Origin of the sequence: Streptomyces sp. LaPpAH-108 (genome assembly GCF_000373625.1) — a bacterium.
GTDB lineage: Bacteria > Actinomycetota > Actinomycetes > Streptomycetales > Streptomycetaceae > Streptomyces.
Window position 1 is genome coordinate 47,850 of record NZ_KB891994.1, and the last position, 22,221, is coordinate 70,070.

Annotated in this window: 20 protein-coding genes; 6 read left to right on the forward strand and 14 right to left on the reverse strand. The window is 72.4% G+C overall.

What is annotated here, in order from left to right; translation table 11 throughout:
• Nucleotides 1-84: 84 nt before the first annotated feature.
• The 4 genes from B079_RS0115935 to B079_RS0115950 form a co-directional block, all read right to left on the reverse strand.
• Nucleotides 85-1,725: an ABC-F family ATP-binding cassette domain-containing protein gene (locus B079_RS0115935; RefSeq protein ID WP_018546828.1), complete on the reverse strand. Its 1,641-nt coding sequence runs from the start codon at nt 1,723-1,725 to the stop codon at nt 85-87.
• 46 nt (nt 1,726-1,771) lie between these two features.
• Entirely contained in the window at nt 1,772-2,800 is a 1,029-nt protein-coding gene (locus B079_RS0115940) for a hypothetical protein (RefSeq protein ID WP_018546829.1), read from the reverse strand.
• A gap of 207 nt (nt 2,801-3,007) precedes the next feature.
• Entirely contained in the window at nt 3,008-3,835 is an 828-nt protein-coding gene (locus B079_RS0115945) for an MOSC domain-containing protein (RefSeq protein ID WP_018546830.1), read from the reverse strand.
• Nucleotides 3,836-3,885: 50 nt separating this feature from the next.
• A complete protein-coding gene (locus B079_RS0115950) occupies nt 3,886-4,554 on the reverse strand; it encodes an O-methyltransferase (RefSeq protein ID WP_018546831.1) in 669 nt (222 codons plus the stop codon).
• Nucleotides 4,555-4,683: 129 nt separating this feature from the next.
• On the opposite strand from B079_RS0115950, the gene B079_RS0115955 reads away from it, so the two are divergent.
• Both B079_RS0115955 and B079_RS0115960 read left to right on the forward strand, forming a co-directional pair.
• Nucleotides 4,684-5,562: a winged helix-turn-helix transcriptional regulator gene (locus B079_RS0115955; protein ID WP_018546832.1), complete on the forward strand. Its 879-nt coding sequence runs from the start codon at nt 4,684-4,686 to the stop codon at nt 5,560-5,562.
• A gap of 11 nt (nt 5,563-5,573) precedes the next feature.
• A complete protein-coding gene (locus B079_RS0115960; RefSeq protein ID WP_018546833.1) occupies nt 5,574-6,413 on the forward strand; it encodes an MOSC domain-containing protein in 840 nt (279 codons plus the stop codon).
• On the opposite strand, the gene B079_RS0115965 is transcribed toward B079_RS0115960, so the two are convergent.
• On the reverse strand, nt 6,350-8,326 hold the full coding sequence (locus B079_RS0115965; protein WP_018546834.1) for a Xaa-Pro dipeptidyl-peptidase: 1,977 nt from the start codon (nt 8,324-8,326) through the stop codon (nt 6,350-6,352). The genes B079_RS0115960 and B079_RS0115965 overlap by 64 nt on opposite strands.
• Before the next feature lie 216 nt (nt 8,327-8,542).
• On the opposite strand from B079_RS0115965, the gene B079_RS0115970 reads away from it, so the two are divergent.
• Entirely contained in the window at nt 8,543-10,033 is a 1,491-nt protein-coding gene (locus B079_RS0115970) for a M1 family metallopeptidase (protein WP_018546835.1), read from the forward strand.
• A gap of 68 nt (nt 10,034-10,101) precedes the next feature.
• Here the strand turns inward: B079_RS0115970 and B079_RS36570 are convergent, their stop codons facing one another.
• From B079_RS36570 to B079_RS0115995, 6 genes are all read right to left on the reverse strand, one after another.
• On the reverse strand, nt 10,102-10,335 hold the full coding sequence (locus tag B079_RS36570; protein ID WP_420705773.1) for a hypothetical protein: 234 nt from the start codon (nt 10,333-10,335) through the stop codon (nt 10,102-10,104).
• A complete protein-coding gene (locus B079_RS32160; protein WP_420705774.1) occupies nt 10,293-11,300 on the reverse strand; it encodes a methyltransferase domain-containing protein in 1,008 nt (335 codons plus the stop codon). The genes B079_RS36570 and B079_RS32160 overlap by 43 nt, the downstream gene beginning before the upstream one ends.
• Before the next feature lie 53 nt (nt 11,301-11,353).
• Nucleotides 11,354-11,995: an HAD family hydrolase gene (locus B079_RS0115980; protein WP_018546836.1), complete on the reverse strand. Its 642-nt coding sequence runs from the start codon at nt 11,993-11,995 to the stop codon at nt 11,354-11,356.
• 93 nt (nt 11,996-12,088) lie between these two features.
• The gene (locus B079_RS0115985; RefSeq protein WP_018546837.1) at nt 12,089-13,000 is read right to left on the reverse strand and encodes a PfkB family carbohydrate kinase; all 912 of its coding nucleotides are present in this window, start codon (nt 12,998-13,000) and stop codon (nt 12,089-12,091) included.
• Complete coding sequence (locus B079_RS0115990; RefSeq protein ID WP_018546838.1) at nt 12,997-13,326, reverse strand: hypothetical protein; 330 nt, start codon at nt 13,324-13,326, stop codon at nt 12,997-12,999. Before B079_RS0115990 ends, B079_RS0115985 begins: the two co-directional genes overlap by 4 nt.
• A gap of 75 nt (nt 13,327-13,401) precedes the next feature.
• Nucleotides 13,402-14,871 (reverse strand): amino acid permease, encoded by a 1,470-nt coding sequence (locus tag B079_RS0115995; RefSeq protein WP_018546839.1) that lies wholly within the window; start codon nt 14,869-14,871, stop codon nt 13,402-13,404.
• 209 nt (nt 14,872-15,080) lie between these two features.
• Between B079_RS0115995 and B079_RS0116000 the strand changes: the two genes are divergently transcribed.
• The 3 genes from B079_RS0116000 to B079_RS0116010 all read left to right on the forward strand — a co-directional run bounded on the left by B079_RS0116000 (nt 15,081) and on the right by B079_RS0116010 (nt 18,162).
• A complete protein-coding gene (locus tag B079_RS0116000) occupies nt 15,081-15,869 on the forward strand; it encodes a MerR family transcriptional regulator (RefSeq protein ID WP_051095187.1) in 789 nt (262 codons plus the stop codon).
• Nucleotides 15,870-15,938: 69 nt separating this feature from the next.
• On the forward strand, nt 15,939-17,219 hold the full coding sequence (locus tag B079_RS35205; RefSeq protein ID WP_018546841.1) for a hypothetical protein: 1,281 nt from the start codon (nt 15,939-15,941) through the stop codon (nt 17,217-17,219).
• A gap of 76 nt (nt 17,220-17,295) precedes the next feature.
• Nucleotides 17,296-18,162, forward strand: coding sequence for a GNAT family N-acetyltransferase (locus tag B079_RS0116010; protein WP_018546842.1), 867 nt, complete (start codon nt 17,296-17,298; stop codon nt 18,160-18,162).
• A gap of 29 nt (nt 18,163-18,191) precedes the next feature.
• Here B079_RS0116010 and B079_RS0116015 read toward each other — a convergent pair whose 3' ends face one another.
• The 3 genes from B079_RS0116015 to B079_RS0116025 all read right to left on the reverse strand — a co-directional run bounded on the left by B079_RS0116015 (nt 18,192) and on the right by B079_RS0116025 (nt 22,214).
• Nucleotides 18,192-18,626, reverse strand: a complete 435-nt coding sequence (locus B079_RS0116015; protein WP_018546843.1) for a VOC family protein — start codon at nt 18,624-18,626, stop codon at nt 18,192-18,194.
• Between the two features lie 157 nt (nt 18,627-18,783).
• Nucleotides 18,784-20,958, reverse strand: coding sequence for a 3-hydroxyacyl-CoA dehydrogenase NAD-binding domain-containing protein (locus tag B079_RS0116020; protein WP_018546844.1), 2,175 nt, complete (start codon nt 20,956-20,958; stop codon nt 18,784-18,786).
• A gap of 41 nt (nt 20,959-20,999) precedes the next feature.
• Nucleotides 21,000-22,214, reverse strand: a complete 1,215-nt coding sequence (locus tag B079_RS0116025) for an acetyl-CoA C-acetyltransferase (protein WP_026248749.1) — start codon at nt 22,212-22,214, stop codon at nt 21,000-21,002.
• Between the last annotated feature and the right edge of the window lie 7 nt (nt 22,215-22,221).

The window sequence follows — 22,221 nt, forward strand, 5'->3', positions numbered from 1 at the left end:
GGCGGCGGGCGACGGGCGACGGCCCGGAGCGCCCTGCGTGGGACCACGGCGGGGCGCCCCGGCGGGGAACGGCGAAAGCAGGCGCTAGCGCTCCGTCACCTTGCCGTCCGCCACCTCCAGGCGCCGGTTCACCTTGACCGCGTCGAGCATCCGGCGGTCGTGGGTGACCAGGAGGAGCGTGCCGTCGTAGGCGTCGAGGGCCGACTCCAGCTGTTCGATGGCGGGCAGATCGAGGTGGTTGGTCGGCTCGTCCAGGACGAGCAGGTTGACGCCCCGGCCCTGGAGGAGGGCGAGGGCGGCGCGGGTGCGCTCGCCCGGGGAGAGGGTCGCGGCCGGGCGCAGCACATGGTCGGCCTTCAGCCCGAACTTGGCGAGCAGGGTGCGGACCTCGGCCGCCTCGGTGTCGGGCACGGCCGCCTGGAAGGCGTCGAGCAGGGTCTCGGGGCCGTGGAAGAGGCCGCGCGCCTGGTCCACCTCGCCGACCAGGACACCGGAGCCGAGGGCCGCGTGTCCGGCGTCCAGCGGGACGCGGCCGAGCAGGGCGGCGAGCAGCGTGGACTTGCCCGCGCCGTTGGCCCCGGTGACCGCGATGCGGTCGGCCCAGTCGATCTGGAGGGTGACCGGGCCGAAGGTGAAGCCGTCGCGGCGTACCTCGGCGTCGCGGAGGGTGGCGACGACCGCGCCCGAGCGGGGCGCGGAGGCGATCTCCATGCGCAGCTCCCACTCCTTGCGGGGCTCCTCGACGACCTCCAGGCGCTCGATCATCCGCTGCGTCTGGCGGGCCTTGGCGGCCTGCTTCTCGCTGGCCTCGCTGCGGAACTTGCGGCCGATCTTGTCGTTGTCGTTGCCCGCCTTGCGCCGGGCGTTCTTGACGCCCTTGTCCATCCAGGAGCGCTGTGTCTGGGCGCGGTCCTGGAGGGCGGAGCGCTTGTCGGCGTACTCCTCGTAGTCCTCGCGGGCGTGTCTGCGGGCGACCTCGCGCTCCTCCAGGTAGCCCGCGTAGCCGCCGCCGTAGAGGTTGATCTGCCGCTGGGCGAGGTCGAGTTCGAGGACCTTGGTGACGGTGCGGGTGAGGAACTCGCGGTCGTGGCTGACGACGACGGTGCCCGCGCGCAGGCCGGTGACGAACCGCTCCAGGCGCTCCAGGCCGTCCAGGTCCAGGTCGTTGGTGGGCTCGTCCAGGAGGAAGACGTCGTAGCGGGAGAGCAGCAGCGAGGCGAGGCCCGCGCGGGCCGCCTGGCCGCCGGACAGGGAGGTCATCGGCCGGTCCAGGTCCACGGCGAGGCCGAGCGAGCCCGCGATCTCCTCGGCGCGTTCGTCCAGGTCGGCGCCGCCGAGGTGCAGCCAGCGGTCCAGGCTGGTGGCGTAGGCGTCGTCGGCGCCGGGCGCGCCGTCCACGAGTGCCTGGGTGGCCTCGTCCATGATCCGCTGCGCCTCGGTGACGCCGGTGCGGCGGCCCAGGAACTCCCGCACGCTCTCCCCCGGCCTGCGCTCCGGTTCCTGCGGCAGATAGCCGACGGCGGCGGTGGGCGGGGAGAGCCGCAGCTCGCCCTCCTCGGGCCGGGTGAGCCCGGCGAGGAGCGTGAGCAGCGTGGACTTGCCCGCGCCGTTGGCCCCGACCAGCCCGATCACGTCCCCGGGCGCGACGACGAGGTCGAGCCCGGAGAAGAGGGAGCGGTCGGCATGCCCGGCGGCGAGGTTCTTGGCGACGAGGGTGGCAGTCATCAGGGGGCCGATTTTAATGTCCGGCGGAGCGGCCCACGGCCACGCGTCAGGGGGCGGCCGGTGCCGTCAGGACCGTGCCCGTCGTGCGGGCCACGACGTACGCGGCGCCGCGTACCGCTCTCGGGTCCAGGGGGAGGTGGTGGGTGCCCGGCGGGAGGACTTCGTCCAGGAGTCCGCGGACGTGGACACGGCGCAGGCGGTCGCGGCGGTAGGCGAGCAGGCGGACCCGGCAGGCGGTGGCCACGTCGAGTACGGCGGTGTGGCGGTCGGCGGTCAGGGTGGTGATCCGGCGCGGGCGGAGCGGGTCGCGGTCGAGCGCCTGCTCGGTCTGGGCGACGAGGAGGGGCACGATCGGTGCGAGGGCGTCCACGTGGGCGGTGCCGACACCGGCCCGTCCGAACGCCTCGCGGACGGCGGCCCGGCGGGCCTCGGGGACGCCGGGGGCGTACAGCACGGCGTCGTAGCGGCGCAGCTCCTCCGCGGGGACGTCGTCCACCTCCGGGGTGACGTCGGCGCCGATGCCGGTGCCGCGCAGCGCGGCGGCAAGGCGGGCGGGCACCCCGGCGCGGGGGCCGGTCACCAGGACGTGGGGGCGGGGCGCGGGCGCCGTGTCGGGGCGGGCGAGCAGGGCAGTGAGGGCGGCCCGGTAGGCGGGGCCCCGGAAGCGGAACGGTCCGGTGCCGCCGTACCCGTCGCGCACCGGCTCGGCGCGCTCGCCGTCCTGCCAGGCGAAGTCGCGCCAGACCACGTCCTCGCCGTCCCGCTCGACGACGGCGGTCAGCGCGCCGCACGCCAGATCCGCGCACTCGGGGCACCCGTACACCACGAACCGCCCACCGGGCAGCGGGGGTTCGCCCTCGAGGAGCAGCCCCCGCACCTGCCCGGCGAGCAGTTCGGGCGGTACGTCGGAGGCGAGCGGGGTCACCGCGTCCAGGTCGGGGAACCGGAACAGCAGGGGCTGGCCGTCCACGACGAAGTCCGTGAAGTCGCGGTGGATCTGATAGCCGCCGTCGGGCAGTACGCCGCCCGCGCGGAACGCCGGTACCAGGCCGAAGGTCGCGTAAGCGGCAGACATGCTGCGAGTATCCCGGCGCCACCGGGAGCGGGAGCCCGCCGGGAGCGGGGTCGCGGGACACCCGTCGCACGGTGGCCGGAATTCCCTTGGTCCGCACGGGGCGACGGGCGTACGGGTGGTCGAGGGCGTACGGGTTCGTACGGCGCTGGACGGCGTGGCCGGACCTGTACGGGGCGGCACGGTCTCCGGCTCCCGGCGGCTCGCGGTCTACAGCTCCGACTCGCCCCACCTGCCGACGACCACCTCGTCCCCCACGGACACCTTGCCGGGACGCAGTACGGCGAACTTCGTGCCGAAGGCGACTCCGCCCTCCGTCGCCCGGCGGTATCCGGCGAGGGTTCGCAGCGGTTCGGGGCCCGATCGCGCGCCGGTCTCCTGGTCGACCATGGTGACGGCGCAGCGGATGGCGAGCTTGGCGTAGCCGAGTTCGGCCGCGCCGAGGGTGAGGAGCAGGGCGCGGTCCTCGGTGTGGGGCTCGTCCCAGCCGTCGACGACGATGTTGGGCCGGAAGCGGCTCATCGGCAGCGGTTCGGCGCCGCGTGCGGTCAGCCGCCGGTTCAGCTCGTCCAGGGTGGCGCGGGAGACGAGGTGCACGGCGCAGCTGTCGGCGTAGCCGGAGGTGCCCGGGGTCCGGCCGTCGGTCACCCGGTCGTGGTCGGGCGGTACGCGGACCAGTCGGCTGGGCGTGCCGAGCACCTGGGTCAGCCAGTCGGCCACCGTGTCGCCCTGGTCGATGCCCCGGTAGGCGGTGCCGAACAGATCGACCGGGCGGGCGGGGCCGGACGCGTCCACGGGGAGGCGCACCGTGTCGTACCCGGGTGCGTGGAGGGCGAGTTGATCGCCAGCGGGATCGATCTCGGGCTGGATCACCGCCAGTCGGGGGTCGCGTCGCTGGGTGCGGAAGACGCCCTCCTCGCTGACGACCATGAAGCTGCGGTCGTGTGCGAGTCCGGCGGCGGTCAACCGGGCTTCCGCCACCGGGACTTCGGCGCAGCCCTTGACGGGGTAGTACGTCAGGTGGGTGACGGTGGCCATGTGCGCCTCGGGCTGCTCGGTCTGGGCAACTGTCTGTCTGTGGGGGCCGGTTACTCGGTGACGAGTGCCAGGGTGAACCCGTCGTACCCCTTCGCCCCGACGGTCTGGAGCGTGGTGGCGGTCAACCTCGGGTGTTCCGCGACGAGTTCGGTGAAGTCGCGGACGCCCTGGACGCGGGGGTCGGCGCTCGTCGCGTCCGTCACCGCGCCTTCCCGTACGACATTGTCCCCGATGATGACGCTGCCGGGCCGGGTGAGGCGGAGCGCCCAGCGCAGATACTCGGGGTTGGACGGCTTGTCCGCGTCGATGAAGACCAGGTCGAAGGGGCCCACGCCCTCGTCCGCGAGCAGCGGCAGGGTGTCGACGGCCTTGCCGACGCGCAGGTCGACCAGGTGGCCGACCTCGGCGCGGGCGATGTTGGCGGCGGCGACCTCGGCGTGGTGCGGGTCGGCCTCCAGGGTGATCAGCCGGCCGCCCTCGGGCAGCGCGCGGGCCAGCCAGATGGTGCTGTAGCCGCCGAGGGTGCCGATCTCGAGGATCGAGCGGGCGCCCTGGACGCGGGCCAGCAGATGCAGGAACTTTCCCTGGTTCGGGGCGACTTGGTGGGGAGGGAGTCCGGCCGCCTCGCTCTCCTCCGCCGCGCCCCGCAGCGGGGCGTCCTCCTCGACCAGCAGGCCGTTGAAGTAGTCGTCCACGGCGGTCCAGAGCTTCTGCGACACGGTAGGTTCCCTTTCGATACCGACCAGGTTCCGAAAGGGAACCTACTATGGGCGCACGGCGGCCTGTCAACGGCTTCCGGCGGCGCGTTCCTGGGGAGTCTGGGGAGTTACGACGATGGGGCCACGACGATGAGGCCACGGCGCGAGGCGGACGACGCCTGCGGCATCGCCCAGGCCGCCGCGGTGGTGGGCGACTGGTGGAGCCTGCTGGTGCTGCGGGAGATCGCGCGCGGTCATGTGCGCTTCGACCGGCTCGCGGAGGAGCTGGGCGTGTCCCGCAAGGTCCTCGCGGAGCGGCTGCGCGCGCTGACCGGGCACGGGGTGCTGGAGCGCCGCCGCTACCAGGAGAGGCCGCCGCGTCACGAGTACGTGCTGACCGAGCAGGGCCGCGGCCTGCTGCCCGTCCTGGTCTCGCTCCAGGACTGGGCGGACCGCTGGCTCCTCGGCGACGGCACCCTCACCGGGCAGGCGCCCGACGACGGCGCGGAAGCCCGGCGGGTCGCGGCCCTCGTCGGTGAGCGCGTGCCCCCGGGGGTACGCCTGCCGGGAACGGACGGCGCCGTCCACGACCCGGTCTCCCCCACCGCCCGCGCGACCGTCCTGTTCGCCTACCCGGCCACCGGCATACCCGGCCTCCCGGCCGACCCGGCGTCCTCGGCCGTCCCCGGCAGCGCGGGCTGCACGCTGGAGAACCGCCAATTCCGCGCGGCCTGGCCCGAGTTCGAGAAGGCCGATGTCGCCGTGCACGGGGTGAGCACCCAAACCCCTTCAGAACAGGCCGCGTTCGCCCGCGCCGAGGAGCTGCCCTTCCCGCTGCTGTCCGACGACCGGCTCCAGCTGACCGCCGCCCTGCGTCTGCCGACCTTCCGCGCCGGACAGGACCTGCGCATCAAGCGGCTCATCCTGATCGTGGACGCCGAACGGACCGTCCGCCACGCCCTGTTCCCGGTCACCGACATCCCGGCCGCCGTCTCCCGCAGTCTCGGCCTCGCCGCCGCGTGCCGGTGAGGATCGCGGCCATGGCGACGGTGACGGCGCTGCGCCGCTACCCGGTGAAGTCCATGCTCGGCGAGTCCCTGACCGGCGTCGCGGTCACCGCGCGCGGACTGCACGGGGACCGGGTGGCGGCGGTGCTCGACGAGACGGGCGCGATCGGCTCGGCCAAACACCCGCGCAAGTGGGGCCCGTTGCTGACCTGCCGGGCACGGCTGTCCGGCGCCGTGAGGGTCGAGCTGCCGGACGGCACGGAACTCTCGCCCGGTGACCCGGAGCTGAACGCCCGGCTGTCCAAGCTGCTGGGCCACGAGGTCGTCGTGTCGGACGATCCGGCCCGGGGCGGCGGCGGTGCGCTGGAGCGCGCGGTGCCCGAGTACGAGGGCGGACTCCCGGACGTGCTGCGGGAGACGGCCCGTACGGATGCCACCGGTGCGGCCATCACCTCCGGCCGGGTCGCGCCGGGGACGTTCTTCGACTACGGCAGGGTCCATCTGGTCACCACGGCGTCCCTGGCCCGGCTGCGGGCGGCGTATCCCGCCGGGGACTTCGACGCGCGCCGCTTCCGGCCGAACCTGGTCGTCGACACCCCGGGTGTCCCCGGCTTCCCCGAGGACACCTGGGTCGGGGGTCAACTCCGCGTCGGGGAGGTGCTGTTCCGCGTCACCGTACCCACGCCCCGCTGTGTGGTCCCGACGCTGGCCCAGGCCGGTCTTCCGGCCGACCCGGGCGTCATGCGTACCGTGGCCCGTGAACACCGGGTGCCGGTCTTCGACTTGGGCCGTCTGTCCTGTGTCGGGGTCTACCTGGACGTGCTCGAACCGGGCACCGTGCGGCTGGGCGACACGGTGCAGCCGTCGCCGTAGCCGCTCGCGCACGCGGGGGTGCCGACGACGGTGAGGGTGCGTGCGGCGGGCACTCCGGCGGTGGCCCGGGCGAGGGCCTTGGGGCCGCCGTCCAGCGGGAGTTGAGCCCTGGTGCGGGAGAGGTCGAGGGTGAGGGTGGGGCGGGTGGCGGGCGGTTCGATGAGGTCCTTGTCGGTGCCCGCGACGACGAGGGCCAGCCGGTGGCCCGCCGGGACGACATGGTCGGTGGCGGCCAGGTCGAGAGTCATCGTGTAGGCGCGGCCGGGGGTGAGCGGGGTGCCCTTGGCGAGCGAGGCGTGGTGGCCGAGGTCGGCCCAGCCCCGGCTGACGACGGTGGCTCCGACGTGGGCCGTCTTTGCCGCCGTTTCCTTGAAGCAGGCGCTGTCCCCCGCCGTGCTCTCGCCCCAGCAGGTGCGGTCGGTGAGGGTGGTGATGCCCTCGCCGCCGTCGGCGTAGTCGCGGATGGTGTCCGGGCCGAGGTCGACCAGGACGGCGGACAGATGGGCGGAGGCGGTGCTCGACGTGGCGGTCACGGTGACCTGGGAGGAGCCGGAGATCCGCAGCGGGGCGGTGAGCGCCGGGGTGATGAAGGCGGCCTTGTCGGGCGTGGACTTGGTGAGGTCGGCCGCCCAGTCGGTCTCGCTCCGGCTCGGGTCGTCGGTGAACTTCTCGGTGCCGGTGGACCGGCCGAGGGCCAGGGTGCCGACGCCGGGGGTGGCGCCGCGTCCCGGGTACAGGGTGGTGGTCCGGGTGTCGCGCGGGGGCCAGACGGCGGAGGTGACCCACTGGTCGGGGTGGCGCTCGATGTCGGCCATCGGCTCGCGGTCGATGCCGTTGTCGTAGCCGAGGAGTTCATGGTCGAACCAGCGGTGCAGGGTGTCGACCCAGGCGCCGCGCCGGTAGTCGAAGGGGTCGACGTGGCCGGTCTGGGAGAGCCAGATCTTGCGCTCGACGCCGTGCTCGGCCAGCGCGTCCCACCACTGGCCGAAGTGCTTGGTGCGGACGTTGAGGTCCTGCATCCCGTGCACCAGGAAGACGCTGGCACGGACCTTGGCCGCGTCCTTGACGTAGTCCCGCTCGGTCCACAGCCCGGTCCAGTCGCCACTGGCGGGGCTGCCGTCCGCGAGCTTCTTCTGGACGGCCGCGCAGTGCGCCTGGGCGGCCTCGCTCTCGACGTATCCGGCCAGCTCGTCGGGGCCGCCGTCGTAGAGCTGGGCGCCCTGGGCGAAGTAGTAGTCGTACCAGGAGGAGATGCCGCTGATCGGCACGATGGTCCTGAGGTTCTTCACGCCGGTGGCGGCGACGCCGTTGGCGATGGTGGCGTCCCAGCTCTTGCCGATCATGCCGGTCGCGCCGGTGGTCCAGCTCGCCTTGACCGGGGTGCCGCCGGTGCGGCTGGTGTAGGCGCGGGCCCGGCCGCCGAGCCAGTCGACGACGGCCTTGGCGGAGCGGATGTCGGAACGGCCGCCGACGTCCACGCAGCCGTCGCTGCGGTTGGTCCCGGCGAGGTCGACGCCGACCACGGCGTAACCGCGCGGCACGAAGTAGTTGTCGTAGAAGAGCGGCATCTGGACGACGTGGCCCTGCGCGTCGTACGTCTTCAGCTGGCTCTCGTTGCCCCGGCCGCAGCAGGAGTAGTAGGGGCTGGCGTCCATGATGACGGGCACCTTGCGGCCCTCGCGGGCGGCCTCGGCGGGGCGGACGATGTCGGCGGCGACCCGGTCGGTGCGGCCGTCGCCGTCCCCGTCCAGGCCGGTGTCCACCCACACCGACTCGCGGACGGCGTGCGCGTACGAGTAGACGGGCCTGCTCTCGCGGGGTGCCGCCTGGGCGGCGGTCGGGACGAGGAAGACGGCCGTCAGGGCTCCGACGGCCAGGATCGCGAGCGTTCTCCACAGCGTGCGAATCGGCATGGGCGGACGGTACTCCGGTCAACTGCCGTACAGAAGGGGGCGCTTCGGGGCGGGGGTGGCGTGTCGCTTCGGGCGCGGGCGGCGTGCCGGCTCGGGCGCGGGTGGCGTGTCGGCCGAATGGCGATCGTGTGACAGGAGCGGCCGTGGACACCCACGGGGCCACAGGGACTCAATAGGCTCCGAACAGACTTTCCGTACCGACGACTTGGAGCTGACGTGCACCGCAGAATCATCGCGCCGGGCTCGCTGGCCGCGGCCTCCCTCCTGCTGGCGGTCCCGGCGTCGGCCGCGACCTTCACGCCGGGCGCGCCGGGCATCGGAGACCCCTACTACCCGGCCTACGGCAACGGCGGCTACGACGTCTCGCACTACGACCTGCGCCTTCAGTACCAGCCGAAGACGGACGAGCTGGAGGGCACCGCGACCATCCTGGCGAAGACCACCCAGGACCTCTCCCGCTTCGACCTGGACTTCCTGCTCGACGTGAGCGAGGTGCGGGTCAACGGCGTCAAGGCCACTTTCACCTCCTCGGGCGAGCATGAACTGGTCGTCACACCGAAGGCGCCGCTGCCGACGGGGACATCGGTCACCGTGGTGGTCCGCTACAGCGGGGTGCCGTCCACGAAGAGCGCGTACGGCTTCACCACCTGGCACCGCACACCCGACGGCGCGGTGGCGGCCGACGAGCCCGAGTCCGCCTGGTGGTGGTTCCCGAGCAACGACCACCCCAGCGACAAGGCCACCTACGACGTCTCGGTGGCCGTCCCGGACGGCACCCAGGCCATCTCCAACGGCACGCTGACGTCGGCCAGTTCGAAGCTCGGCTGGACCCGTTACACCTGGCGCCAGGACAAGCCCCAGGCAACATATCTGGCCACTCTCGCCCTCGGCCGCTTCGACATCACCACCTCCACCTCCGAGGGCGGGGTGCCGGTGCTCAACGCCTACAGCAAGGACCTCGGCGCCAACGACGGCGCCGCGCGCGCCAGCGTCGAGCGCACCGGGGAGCTGGTGGACTGGCTGAGCGGCTACTTCGGGCCGTACCCCTTCTCCTCGGCGGGCGGCTACGTCCCCAACACCACCACCGGCTACGCCCTGGAGACCCAGACCCGCGTCTACTACAGCCCGAAGCAGTTCGCGCAGGGCTCCAACACCTCGGTGGTCGTGCACGAGCTGGCCCACCAGTGGTACGGCGACGACGTCTCCCTCAAGGACTGGAAGGACATCTGGATCAACGAGGGCTTCGCCCGCTACGCCCAGTGGCTCTGGTCCGAGCACGAGGGCGAGGGCACGACCCGCGAACTGGCCGACTACGTCTACGCCTCCCACCCCGCCGACGACCCCTTCTGGACGGTCAAGCCCGGCGACCCCGGCGCCGACGCGCAGTTCGACCTCGCCGTCTACGACCGAGGGGCCCTGGCCATCGAAGCGCTCCGCCACGCCATCGGTGACGACGCCTTCTTCGCCCTTCTGAAGGGCTGGCCGAAGACGCACGCCTACGGCAACGCCTCGGTCGCCGACTTCCAGCGCTACGCGGAGGAGGTCTCGGGCAAGCCGCTGTCGTCCCTGTTCGACACATGGCTGTTCGAACCGTCGAAGCCGGCCTCGCCCGCGACGGGGGCCTCCCTCGCCCGGAGCGCCGCGCAGGTGACCCCGCCGAAGTCCTGGAAGAAGATCGAGGCGACGAACGACATCCACGGACACTGAGCGGCCCGTCCCGGCCGACCGCGTCCGCGCGGCGGCCGGGACAGGAGGCGGACGAGCGGGGCGCGGTCTCAGAGACTCCAGGTGTTCTTCGGGTGGTCCAGCCAGGCGCGCTGCTCGTCCGCGGTGACGGTGAGCCCGAACCGCTCGTACCCCGGTTCGCCGGCCGCCCGCCACCAGTCGAGCGCGGCCGACACCTCGTCCCAGAGCCTGCGGGGCCCGGACTGCCACACGGTGGCCTCCGCGCGGCCGTCGCGGAACATCACGCAGGCCCAGGAGCGGTCGGTGAGGCCGTAGAACCACACCGGCCGGGCACCGTCGCGCTTGTCCGACGCCCGGTGGTGGCAGTCGCGTCCCGCAGTCCCACGGCGAACCGCGCGACGGCGAACCGGCCGTCGCCGAGCAGCCGCTCCTCGGTGACGGTGGTGGTGCCGCGGTCGGCATCGCCCACCCCGTCCGGCACATAGGCGGCGTGCCCGGCGAACGGGGACCGCTGGGACCGCAGTTTCATGAACTCCACCGGCCCCAGGAACCGGCCGGACGCGCGACCGCCGTCCTCGTCCCTGTGGAGCCGCACAAGGGCGTCCCCGTTGCCGTAGTGCGTCCCCCACGGCGCGAGGATGATCCCACCACGGGTGGCGTGCCGGACCCACGCCCCAGGAATCCGCCGGACCCCGGCCGTGGCGATGATCCGGTCGTACGGTGCTCCCGCCTCGTCTCCGTGCGCACCGTCCCCGGTGAGGACGCGGCCGAGCAGCCCCCTGGCCCTCAGCCGCTCCCGCGCGGCCTCGGCCACCGTCGGATCAACCTCGATGCTCACCACGCTGTCCGTGCCCAGCCGGTGCGCCAGCAGCCCCGCGTTCCACCCGGTCCCGGTACCGATCTCCAGCACCCGATGCCCCGGCTCGACCTCCAGCGCCGCCAGCATCCGGAAGACGACCGAGGGCATGGACGCCGACGACGTGGGCACGCCGCCTTGCCGTTCTGTCATGCCGTCGTCCCACTGGGTGACGATCGGAACATCGGCGTTGGCGTACGAGGTCCAGCGTTCCGGCTCCTCGCGCCGCTCGACGGCGACGGTGATGCCGGTGTCCATGTCGTGCGGCCACATGACCTCCGGCAGAAAACCAGCCCGAGGCACCGCCACGAACGCCGCAAGCCAGTCAGCCGTCAGATACGCCCCCTCCAGCAGAGAGCGCCCCAGCACGGCCCACTCCCCCTCACCTCCGGTGAGCGTTTCCTTCATCGCGTTGTCCTTCGGTGTGTTCATGTTCCTTGCCACCACACCAGGCCGGGAACTCCCGTAGGGGGCCGTGTCGTTCGTCAGCGCGTCGCGATGTCCACCAGATCCAGCAGGCTGTCGATGCGCCAGTCGGCCTCGCCGCCCGCGTTCGGGACATCCGCCCACAGGCGGCCCCAGGGGCCTCGCCGGATGTGAGCCGTCTTGAGCCCGGCCGCCTTCGCCGGGAGGGTGTCGTTCTGTGGGTGGTCACCGACGTACACGACGGAGTCGGCCGGTGCCTGGGCGACCTCAAGGACTTTGCGGAAGAACTCCGGCTCGGGCTTCGCCACGCCCCATTCCGCCGATGTCACGATGAGGTCCGCGGGCAGATCGAGCCCCCGCAGCAGCTCCCCGACTCGGGCGGTCTGGTTCCCGGCGATGACGGTGCGCAGCCCGGCCTGCCGGAGCGCCGCCAGGGCCGGACGGACATCGCTGTAGAGATCGTCCTCGTCGACCTTCGCGCCACATCCAGCCGCCTCGCGCGCCGCGTACTCGGCCGCCAGGTCGATGCCCGGGCGTATGAGGCGCAGGGCCTCGGCGTTGTCACGTCCCTGGGCGACGAAGGCCCCCACGAGCGCGGACAGCGTGTGGCGAGGTACACCGAGCCAGTCGGCCCAGGACGCCCAGTGCCGGTCGTCCCGGGTGAGCGTCTCGCCGACGTCGAACACGATGGTCTTCATCATCCGGGCAGCCTAGGAGGCTCCGCGCGCGGAGAAACGAATATCAGGAATACGCGCCCCTGGTCGGCGCGGCGGGGTAGGCGACGAACGAATCGCTCAGTCCGTCAGAGCCGCGCCCGCGAGCAGCCCCTCCCGGCCGATCGCGTCCACCCGGTCCGCCGGGATCGTGCACGCGTGCGCTCCCGCGACCGCGCCGTAGTGGGCGCAGCGCTCCGGGGGTTCGTCCTGGAGGTGGGCGTGGAGGAAGGCGGCTGCGAAGGCGTCGCCCGCGCCGTTGGAGTCCGTGACCGGGGCGGGTGGGGTGGCGGGGGGTATGTGGGTGAGGGTGCCGTTCGTTAGGAGGTGGGCGCCCTTGGCGCCCGCTGTGGCGACGACGGTGCGGGCGCGGCCCCGCTCCGCTATGTGCCGCATGGTGGTTTCGGGGTCCTTGAGAGCGGTGGTGGAGAGGAAGACGAGGTCGGCCGCGAGGGCGAAGGGGGCGTGGTACGGGTTTTCGCCGTCCCAGTCGTGGAGGTCGGTGGAGAGGGGGGTACCGGTGTCCAGGAGGAGGGGCAGTGCCTCGGCGCAGGGGTGGGTGATCGTCACGTGGACGTGCCGGGCGGCCGAGGCGAGCGGGCGCAGTACCTCGGGCGGGAAGCGGTCGTCGGGGTGGGCGCGGCTCGTGTCGTACAGGGAGAGGCGGCGGCCGTCCGGGCCCACCAGGTTGACCGCGCGCTTGGTTCCGGCGGGCTGGGGGAGGGCGGTCAGGGCGATGTCGTGGTCGGCGTGCAGGGTACGGACCAGGTCGCCCTCGGGGTCGTCGCCGAGGAGGTCGAGATGGTGGACGCGCAGGCCGAGGGCGGCGAGGCCCAGGGCGACGAAGTCGCCGGTCTGTCCGGCGCGGGTGCGGATGCCGGAGTCGATCATGTAGCTGTCGGCGTAGGGCAGCGGCAGCTCGGGGACCGGCACGATGGTGTCCACTCCGGCGCCACCGAGCACCAGTACGTCGATCCCGTCCCGCACGGTCATGGACCGCCCTCCCCGTGGTCGTACACCGTCACCGCGATGCCCCGCCGCACCAGCCGCTCGGTGATCAGCGGCTCCACGCGCGGCCAGCTGCCGCCCGCCAGGCCGCAGCCTATGCGAGGCAGGTGCACGGAAGCGCCGAGTCCGATCACTTGCCCGGCGAGACGGCCGAGGGCGGCGTCGATCGCGTCGTAGCGGAGGGGGGCAGGAGCGGGGGCGGTCCTGCCGGGTCTTCTGACGCCGCGCTGCCCGATCATGTGGGCGATCACCCGTGTGCCTCCCGCACACGGCTCGGTGGCGTCACCCCGGACGTAAACGATCTCCGACATGACGCCACCGTAGCGGCGGCCACTGACAACGCCGCCGACCTGCGAGGCACCGGGCCGCAGGCGGCCCGGGAACGGCTACTTCGCCAGTTCCACCGGCTCCTTCGCCGCGTTCCGGGCGACCCGCCCCCGCACCCCGTACCAGCCCGCGACCAGCAGCACCGCGATGACCGGGATGAGCAGCAGGGTCTTGCGGCCCACGTCCGGGTCGTTCCACATCATGCCGAGGCAGACCAGCAGGAAGACGATCGTGGCGATCTCGGTGACCGGGCTGAACTTCAGCTGGAAGTGCGGCCGGGTGACCTGGCCCGCGCGGGCCCGGCGGACGAAGATCATGTGGCAGATCATGATGATCACCCAGGTGCTGATGATGCCGAGCGAGGCGACGTTCAGCACGATCTCGAAGGCCTGGCTGGGCACGAGGTAGTTCAGACCGACACCGAGCACGCAGACCGCGCAGGTCAGCAGGATGCCGCCGTAGGGCACCTGGCTGCGGTTCATCCGGGCGGTGAACTTCGGCGCGGAACCAGCGGACGCCATGGAGCGCAGGATGCGGCCGGTGGAGTACAGACCGGAGTTCAGCGAGGACATGGCGGCGGTCAGCACGACCAGGTTCATCACGTCACCGGCCGCCGGGATGCCGATCTTGGACAGCACCGTGACGAACGGACTCTGGTCCGCGGAGTACACCGAGCCGGGCAGCAGCAGCGCGAGCAGCACGACCGAGCCGACGTAGAACAGGCCCACGCGCCACATGATCGAGTTCACCGCGCGCGGGACGACCTTCTCGGGCCGCTCGGTCTCACCGGCGGCGACGCCGACCAGTTCGAGCGCGGCGTACGCGAAGATCACGCCCTGCATGACGAGGACGACGGGCATCATGCCGTGCGGGAAGATGCCGCCGTGGTCGGTGATGACGCTCAGGCCGGGCTGGTGGCCGCCCACGTCGTGCTGGGTGGCCAGCAGGAAGATGCCGACGAACATGAAGCCGACCAGCGTCGCGACCTTGATGATCGCGAACCAGAACTCCATCTCGCCGAAGATCTTCACCGAGATCAGGTTCACGGCGAGCACCACCGCGAGGGCGATCAGCGCCAGCACCCACTGCGGGACCGGCGTGAACATGCTCCAGTAGTGCGTGTAGAGCGCGATCGCGGTGATGTCCGCGATGCCGGTGGTCGACCAGTTCAGGAAGTACATCCACCCGGCGACGTAGGCGCCCTTCTCCCCGAGGAATTCGCGCGCGTACGACACGAAGGAGCCCGAGGAGGGGCGGTACAGGACCAGCTCGCCGAGCGCCCGGACGACGAAGAAGGCGAACACGCCGCAGACCAGGTAGGCGATCGCGAGCGCGGGGCCCGCGTTGTGCAGACGGCCACCGGCGCCCAGGAACAGGCCGGTGCCGATGGCACCGCCGATGGCGATCATGTTGACGTGACGGGCCTTGAGGTCCTTGCTGTATCCGGCGTCGCCCGCGTCCGCGGGCGTCTGGGACGCCTGGGCCGCCTGTACGGCGGCCGGTGCCGATTCCACGGCTTCCTTGCTCACGGGTCGTTCCACTCTCTGGTGCGCCCGGACCTCGTGGGCCCGGGGTCCTGACAATTCGGCCCGCCCCGCCTCGGTGTTCGCGGTTCAGACCAAGGGAGCAGCTTCCCAGAGAGATCACCCGTAATGCGGTGGTCCACGTCACAGAGCGGTACTTCTCACACATCCTCCCCTGCTTTCACAGCACCGGTACGGCGGCGATACTGCTGCGCATGACGAGCGAGGACGGCGCGCAGGACGACCGCGGCCACCGAGGACTGCCGCGCGGGACGACCGAGGCCGAGGAGCCCGCCCTCACCATCGACGAGCTGGCCGCGCGGTCCGGCGTCAGCGTGCGCACGGTCCGCTTCTACGGCACCCGGGGACTGCTCCCGCCCCCGGTGATAGGCCCGCGCCGGGTGGGCCGCTACGGCCGCGCGCACCTGGCCCGGCTCGCGCTGATCGAGGAACTTCAGCTCCAGGGGCTGACACTGGCCGGGATCGAGCGGTATCTGGAGCGGCTTCCGGCCGACCTCTCCGACCAGGACCTCGCCGTGCACCGCGCGGTGGTCTCCTCCTGGGCGCCCGAGGCGGTGGAGACGCTTTCGCGCGCGGACCTGGAGCGCCGGGCCGGACGCCCGCTGGACGACGACGCCCTACGACGCCTCGCCGCAATGGACGTCCTCACCCCCGACGGCGACGGCTGGCGCGTGGACGCCGGTCTGCTGCGCCTCGGCGTACGCCTCCTGGACGTCCCCCTCTCCCAGGAGGTCATCCTCGCCGCCCGCACCGCCCTCCTCGACCACTCCCGCGCCGCCGCCCGCGAACTCTCCGACCTGCTGCGCGGCGCGGTGACGGAACGGGACGCCCGCGACGTCCGCTCCCTGTCGGCCCACATGCAGCCGCTGGTGGTACAGGCCCTGCTGACCACGTTCCAGCGGTCACTGAAGCGGGAGGTACGGCAGTGGCTGGCGGGGACGGAGACGGAGGACGGGGAGTCGTCTCTGGAGAACACGGACTAGGAATCCGCGAGGAGTGCGTGAGACGGCCGCCGCTGACGAACCGGCCGCAGCGGAGACGGGGGGGCTCTGGTGAGAAAACGCCGCAGTCTGTCGCTGTTCTGGGCGGGATACGCCGCCTCCCAGATCGGGACCTCGGCATGGCGGCTCGCCCTGCCCTGGGTCACCTTGGTGCGGACCGACAGCGTGTGGTCCTTGGTGGCCGTGTCCGCGGCGACCATCGTCCCGGAACTTATCTTCGGTCCCCTGGGCGGAACCCTGGCCGACCGGCTGCCGCGGCTGCCCTCGCTGATGACCATGGACGCGGGCCGGGCCGCGCTGTACGGGATCACCTGCCTGGTGGTCGTGGCGAACGGCCGTTCGTCGGCAGTCACTTACGGTCTCACCGCCGTGCAGGCCCTGGATGCCGGTGTCGGCATCCTCTCCACCTCCACCCGTACCGCGGTGCTCCGCGAGCTCTCCGCTCACGCCGGTGTTCCTCTCAAGACGCTGCTGGGCAAGGACCGGGCCGTGCGCAACACCGCCGACATCGTCGGCACCGGCGCGGGCGGACTCGTCGTGGCCGCGACCTCCCTGCCGGTCGTACTGGGCGCGAATGCCCTTTCCTTCTTGCTGTCCCTCGTCGGTCTGAGCCTGGTCCGGTCGCTGTTTCCCCGCGCCGAACGCCGGGCCAGGCCCGCCGCGGGGACACCCGATGGAAAGTCCTTCACCTGGGAGGGGGCACGCGTCGCCCGGCGGCAACCGCTCGTTCGCGACGCGCTCAGCAGGCAACTGGTCCTCAATCTCCCCATGCCCGTGATCACCCTCGGGTTCCCGATCGTCCTTGCGGCCCGGGGCGCTTCAGCCACCGTGCTCGGGTTCACCTGGGCCGGCTTCTCGCTCGGCTCCCTGGGCATGTCGCTCTTCACCGGACGGCGCGAGGTGAAGTCGCCGCTCCTGGGCAACAGCCCCCGGCGCGGCTGGCTGATCACCGCGGGCGCGAGCGCGCTCCTGGCCGCCGCGTTGGCCCTGCCGACTCCCTGCATGCCGGTCCTGCTCGTCGTCCTCGGCGCCCTGTTCACCCGCACCCTGCTCGACGCCAACCTGCAGTGGCAGACGCGGCTGGAATCCCGGCTCACCGGCCGGGTCGCCGCGTTGGCCTCCGTACTCGCCCGCCTCGCGGCCCTCCTGGCGACGGTGGCCGTCGCAGCCGTCGCCTCCCGGGGGCACGAGAGCACGGGGCTGCCCTCGACCGCACTCGCCATCACCGTCGTCGCGCTCGTCTTCTTCCTCCTCGCGCCCCGCACCGACGCGGTAGCGACCCCGGCCCAGCCCGGCGTGCCGACACCCACGCGTACTGCCGACACCTCCTGACACGGGGTCGTCCCCGAGGGAGGCGGACGGGAAAACCGGCTGCGGACCGGCCGCCCCATGGTGTGTCATCGACGGCATGGCCATCGTGCTGGGCAAGCCGGGTGTCGACGAGGTGTCCGAGGCAGTGGGGGCGCTGCGGGGGTGGCAGGCCGACGGGGCGCCGATGCAGTTGCATCCAGGGGATCTGGGGTGGTTCCGGCGGTTCGGTGCGGAGGCCGCGGCCTCGGCGGTGCGGACCTGGAGCCGTGGTGGGCGGATTCTGGCCGTCGGGCTGCTGGACGGGCCCGGGCTGCTGCGGCTGGCGGTCGCGCCGGAGGCGTGGCGGGACGAGGGGCTGGCGCGGCGGCTGCTGGCGGACGTGGCCGCGCCGGAACGCGGGGTGCTGCCGCCGGGGCGGGCGTACGTCGAGGCGTCGCCGGGCGCGCTGGTCCACGAACTGCTCGCCGGGGACGGCTGGCGGCCCGACGAGCCGTGGACACCGCTGTCCCGCGACCTCGCGGAGCCGGTGGCCGACCCCGGCGTACGCGTCGAGACGACCGGCCCGGCGCAGGCCGGCGTCCGCGCCGCCGTACAGCGGGCCGCGTTCGACGGGTCGGTCTTCACCGCGGGGCACTGGCACGCGATGGCGAGCGGATCGTCGTACGCCGCTGCCCGGTGTCTCGTCGCCTACGACGACCAGGACACCCCGGTGGCGATGGTGACGGTGTGGTCGGCCGGGCCGGGCAGGCCCGGGCTGCTGGAGCCGATGGGGGTACACCGGCACCACCGGGGTCGCGGCCACGGCCGTGCCATCACGCTCGCGGCGGCGGCAGCGCTGCGGGAGCTGGGGGCGTCCAGCGCGCGGGTCTGCACGCCGAGCGCGAACGCGGGTGCCGTCGCCACGTACCGGTCGGCGGGGTTCGAGGTGCTGGGCGAGGCGCGGGATCTACGGCGGGACGCGTAGGCGCCGTGTTCGGCCGCTCGATGAAACGCTCAGTCCAGGCAGAACTCGTTGCCCTCGACGTCCCGCATCACCATGCACGACTCGTTGACACCGTCCGCCCGCAGCAGCCGCTCCCGCACCGCCCCGAGCGCGACCAGCCGCGCGCACTCGGCCTCCAGTACGGCAAGGCGCTCCTCCCCCACGAGCCCGGTGCCCACCCGCACATCCAGATGCACCCGGTTCTTGACGACCTTCCCCTCGGGCACCCGCTGGAAGTACATCCGCGGTCCCACCCCCGAGGGGTCCATACACACGAACGCCGCCCCCTGCCGCTCGGGCGGCAACGTCCGGTCGAACGCGTCCCAGCTCTCGAACCCCTCCGGCGGAGGCGGTACGACGTACCCCAGCACCTCGCACCAGAACCGGGCGACCCGCTCCGGCTCCGCGCAGTCGAAGGTGACCTGAACCTGCCTGATCGTTGACATCGGCGCACCTTAGCAAGGGAGTTGGGCTGGTCACCAAGGTTTTTCGAGCCGCGAGCAGGGCGACACCGGCCCGGCTCGTCGACGCCGCAGCGCGGTGTACGACGCGGGCGCCCCCGGCGGACGAATCCGGCCGGGGGCGCCCCTAGTTGACGCTGCGTCAGCTCGCGTCCGTGAAGATCTCGCCCTTCTCCGCCTTGTCCACCAGCAGCGCGGGCGGGGCGAAGCGGTCGCCGTAGCGCTCCGCCAACTCCCGTGCCCGGGCCACGAAGCCGGGGAGGCCGCCCTCGTAGCCGTTGATGTACTGGAGGACGCCGCCGGTCCAGCCGGGGAAGCCGATGCCGAGGATGGAGCCGATGTTGGCGTCGGCGACGGAGGTGAGGACGCCCTCCTCAAGGAGGCGGACGGTGTCCAGGGCCTCCGAGAACAGCATCCGCTCCTGCATGTCGCGGAACGGGATCTCGTACCCCGGCTTGGTGAAGTGCTCGCGCAGGCCCGGCCAGAGGCCCGCGCGCTTGCCGTCCTCGTAGTCGTAGAAGCCCGCGCCGCCGCTGCGGCCGGGGCGGTCGAACTCGTCGACCAGGCGGTCCACGACGGTGTCGGCGGGGTGCGGGGTCCAGGTGCCGCCCGCCTCCTCGACGGCGCGGCGGGTCTCGGCGCGGATCTTGCGCGGGAGGGTCAGGGTCAGCTCGTCCATCAGGGAGAGGACCTTGGCGGGGTAGCCCGCCTGGGCCGCCGCCTGCTCCACGGAGGCCGGTTCGATGCCCTCGCCGACCATCGCGACGCCCTCGTTGATGAAGTGGCCGATCACCCGGGAGGTGAAGAAGCCGCGCGAGTCGTTGACGACGATCGGGGTCTTGTTGATCTGGCGGACCAGGTCGAAGGCGCGGGCCAGGGTCTCGTCGCCGGTGCGCTCGCCCTTGATGATCTCGACCAGGGGCATCTTGTCGACCGGCGAGAAGAAGTGCAGCCCGATGAAGTCGCCCTGGCGCTCGGCGCCTTCGGCCAGCGCGGTGATGGGCAGCGTGGAGGTGTTGGAGCACAGCAGCGCGTCGGGCTCGACGACGGACTGCACCTCCTGGAACACCTTGTGCTTGAGCGCGGTGTCCTCGAAGACCGCCTCGATCACCGCGTCGCAGCCCGCGAGGTCGGCCACGTCGGCGGTCGGGGTGATGCGGGCCAGCAGGGCGTCGGCCTTCTCCTGGCTGGTACGGCCCTTGGCGACGGCCTTGGCGCACAGCTTCTCGGAGTAGCCCTTGCCCTTGACGGCCGCTTCCAGGGCGACGTCCTTGAGGACGACCTCGATCCCGGCGCGCGCGCACGAGTAGGCGATGCCCGCGCCCATCATGCCCGCGCCGAGCACGGCGACCTTGCGGACCTGGCGGGGCTCGATGCCCTTCGGCCGGTTGGCGCCGGAGTTGACGGCCTGGAGGTCGAAGAAGAACGCCTGGATCATGTTCTTGGCGGTCTGCCCGGCGGCCAGCTCCGCGAAGTAGCGCGCCTCGATGACCTGCGCGGTCTCGAAGTCGACCTGGGAGCCCTCGACGGCCGCGGCGAGGATGTTGCGCGGGGCCGGGTAGGGGGCGCCGTTGGTCTGCTTGCGCAGGGAGGCCGGGAAGGCGGGCAGGTTGGCGGCGAACTTGGGGTTGGCCGGGGTGCCGCCCGGGATGCGGTAACCGGGCTGGTCCCAGGGCTGCTTGGACTCCGGGTGGGCGTCGATGAAGGCGCGGGCCTTCGCGATCAGCTCCTCCGGCGTCTCGGCCACCTCGTGCACGAGGCCGTTGTCCAGGGCGCGGCGCGGGTTGTACTGGGTGCCCTGGAGGAGGACCTTGAGCAGCGCGTCGGTGATGCCGAGCAGTCGTACCGTACGGACCACGCCGCCACCGCCGGGCAGCAGGCCGAGGGTGACCTCGGGGCAGCCGATGCGGGAGCCGGGGGCGTCCAGGGCGATGCGGTGGTGGCAGGCGAGGGCGATCTCGAAGCCGCCGCCGAGGGCCGCGCCGTTGATCGCCGCGACCACCGGGACGCCCAGGGTCTCGATGCGGCGCAGGTTCCGCTTGATGGCGAGGCCGCCGTCGTAGAGGTCCTGGACGGTCTCGGGGGTGACCCGGATCAGATCGCGCAGGTCGCCGCCCGCGAAGAAGGTCTTCTTGGCGGAGGTGAAGATGATGCCCCGGATCGAGTCCTTCTCGGCCTCCAGGCGGTCGGTGATCGCGGCGAGGGAGTCGCGGAACGCCTGGTTCATGGTGTTCGCGGACTGGCCGGGATCGTCCAGGACGAGGGTGACGACACCGGTGTCGTCCTGTTCCCAGCGGATGGTGGTGCTCTCGGTCATGACAGTCGTCTCCGTAGAAGTAGCTTGGTTCCGCCGGGAGTTCAGACGCGCTCGATGATCGTGGCGATGCCCATGCCGCCGCCCACGCACAGGGTGGCCAGGCCGTACCGCTTGTCCTGGCGCTCCAGTTCGTCCACGAGGGTGCCGAGGATCATCGCGCCGGTGGCGCCGAGGGGGTGGCCGAGCGCGATGGCGCCGCCGTTGACGTTGACCTTGTCCAGGGACAGGCCCATGTCCTTGACGAAGCGGAGCACGACGGCGGCGAACGCCTCGTTGATCTCGACCAGGTCGATGTCGTCGATGGTCAGCCCGGCCTTGGCGAGCGCCTTGCGGGTCGCGGGCGCGGGCCCGGTGAGCATGATGGTCGGCTCGGAGCCGGAGACGGCGGCGGAGACGATCCGCGCGCGCGGGGTGAGGCCGTACCGCTCCCCCACCTCGCGCGAGCCGATGGCGACCAGGGAGGCGCCGTCCACGATGCCGGAGGAGTTGCCCGCGTGGTGGACGTGGTCGATCTTCTCCACCCAGTGGTACTTCTGCAGCGCGACCGCGTCGAAGCCGCCGAGTTCGCCGATGTCCGCGAAGGACGGCTTGAGCTTCGCGAGGGAGTCGGCGGTGGTGCCGGGGCGCGGGTGCTCGTCGTGGTCGAGGACGGTCAGGCCCGCGCGGTCCTTGACCGGGACGAGGGAGCGGTCGAAGCGGCCCTCCTTGATCGCGGTGGCGGCGCGCTCCTGGGACAGGGCCGCGTACTCGTCCACGTCGCGGCGGGAGAAGCCCTCGATGGTGGCGATGAGGTCGGCGCCGATGCCCTGCGGTACGAAGTTGGTGGCCAGGTTGGTCATCGGGTCGTTGAACCAGGCGCCGCCGTCCGAGGCCATCGGCACCCGGGACATCGACTCGACACCGCCCGCGAGCACCAGGTCCTCCCAGCCGGAGCGGATCTTGGCGGCGGCCATGTTGACGGCTTCCAGACCCGAGGCACAGAAGCGGTTCTCCTGGACGCCCGCCACGGTGTCCGGGAGTCCCGCCGCGACGGCGGCGATGCGGGCGATGTCCGAGCCCTGGTCGCCGACGGGGCCGACGACGCCGAGCACGATGTCGTCGATGGCGGCCGGGTCCAGCTCGGGGTATCGGCCGCGCAGTTCATGGATGAGGCCGGTGACGAGGTCGACGGGCTTGGTGCCGTGCAGGGCGCCGTTCGCCTTGCCGCGGCCGCGCGGGGTGCGGATCGCGTCGTACACGTACGCTTCGCTGCTCACTGGGGGT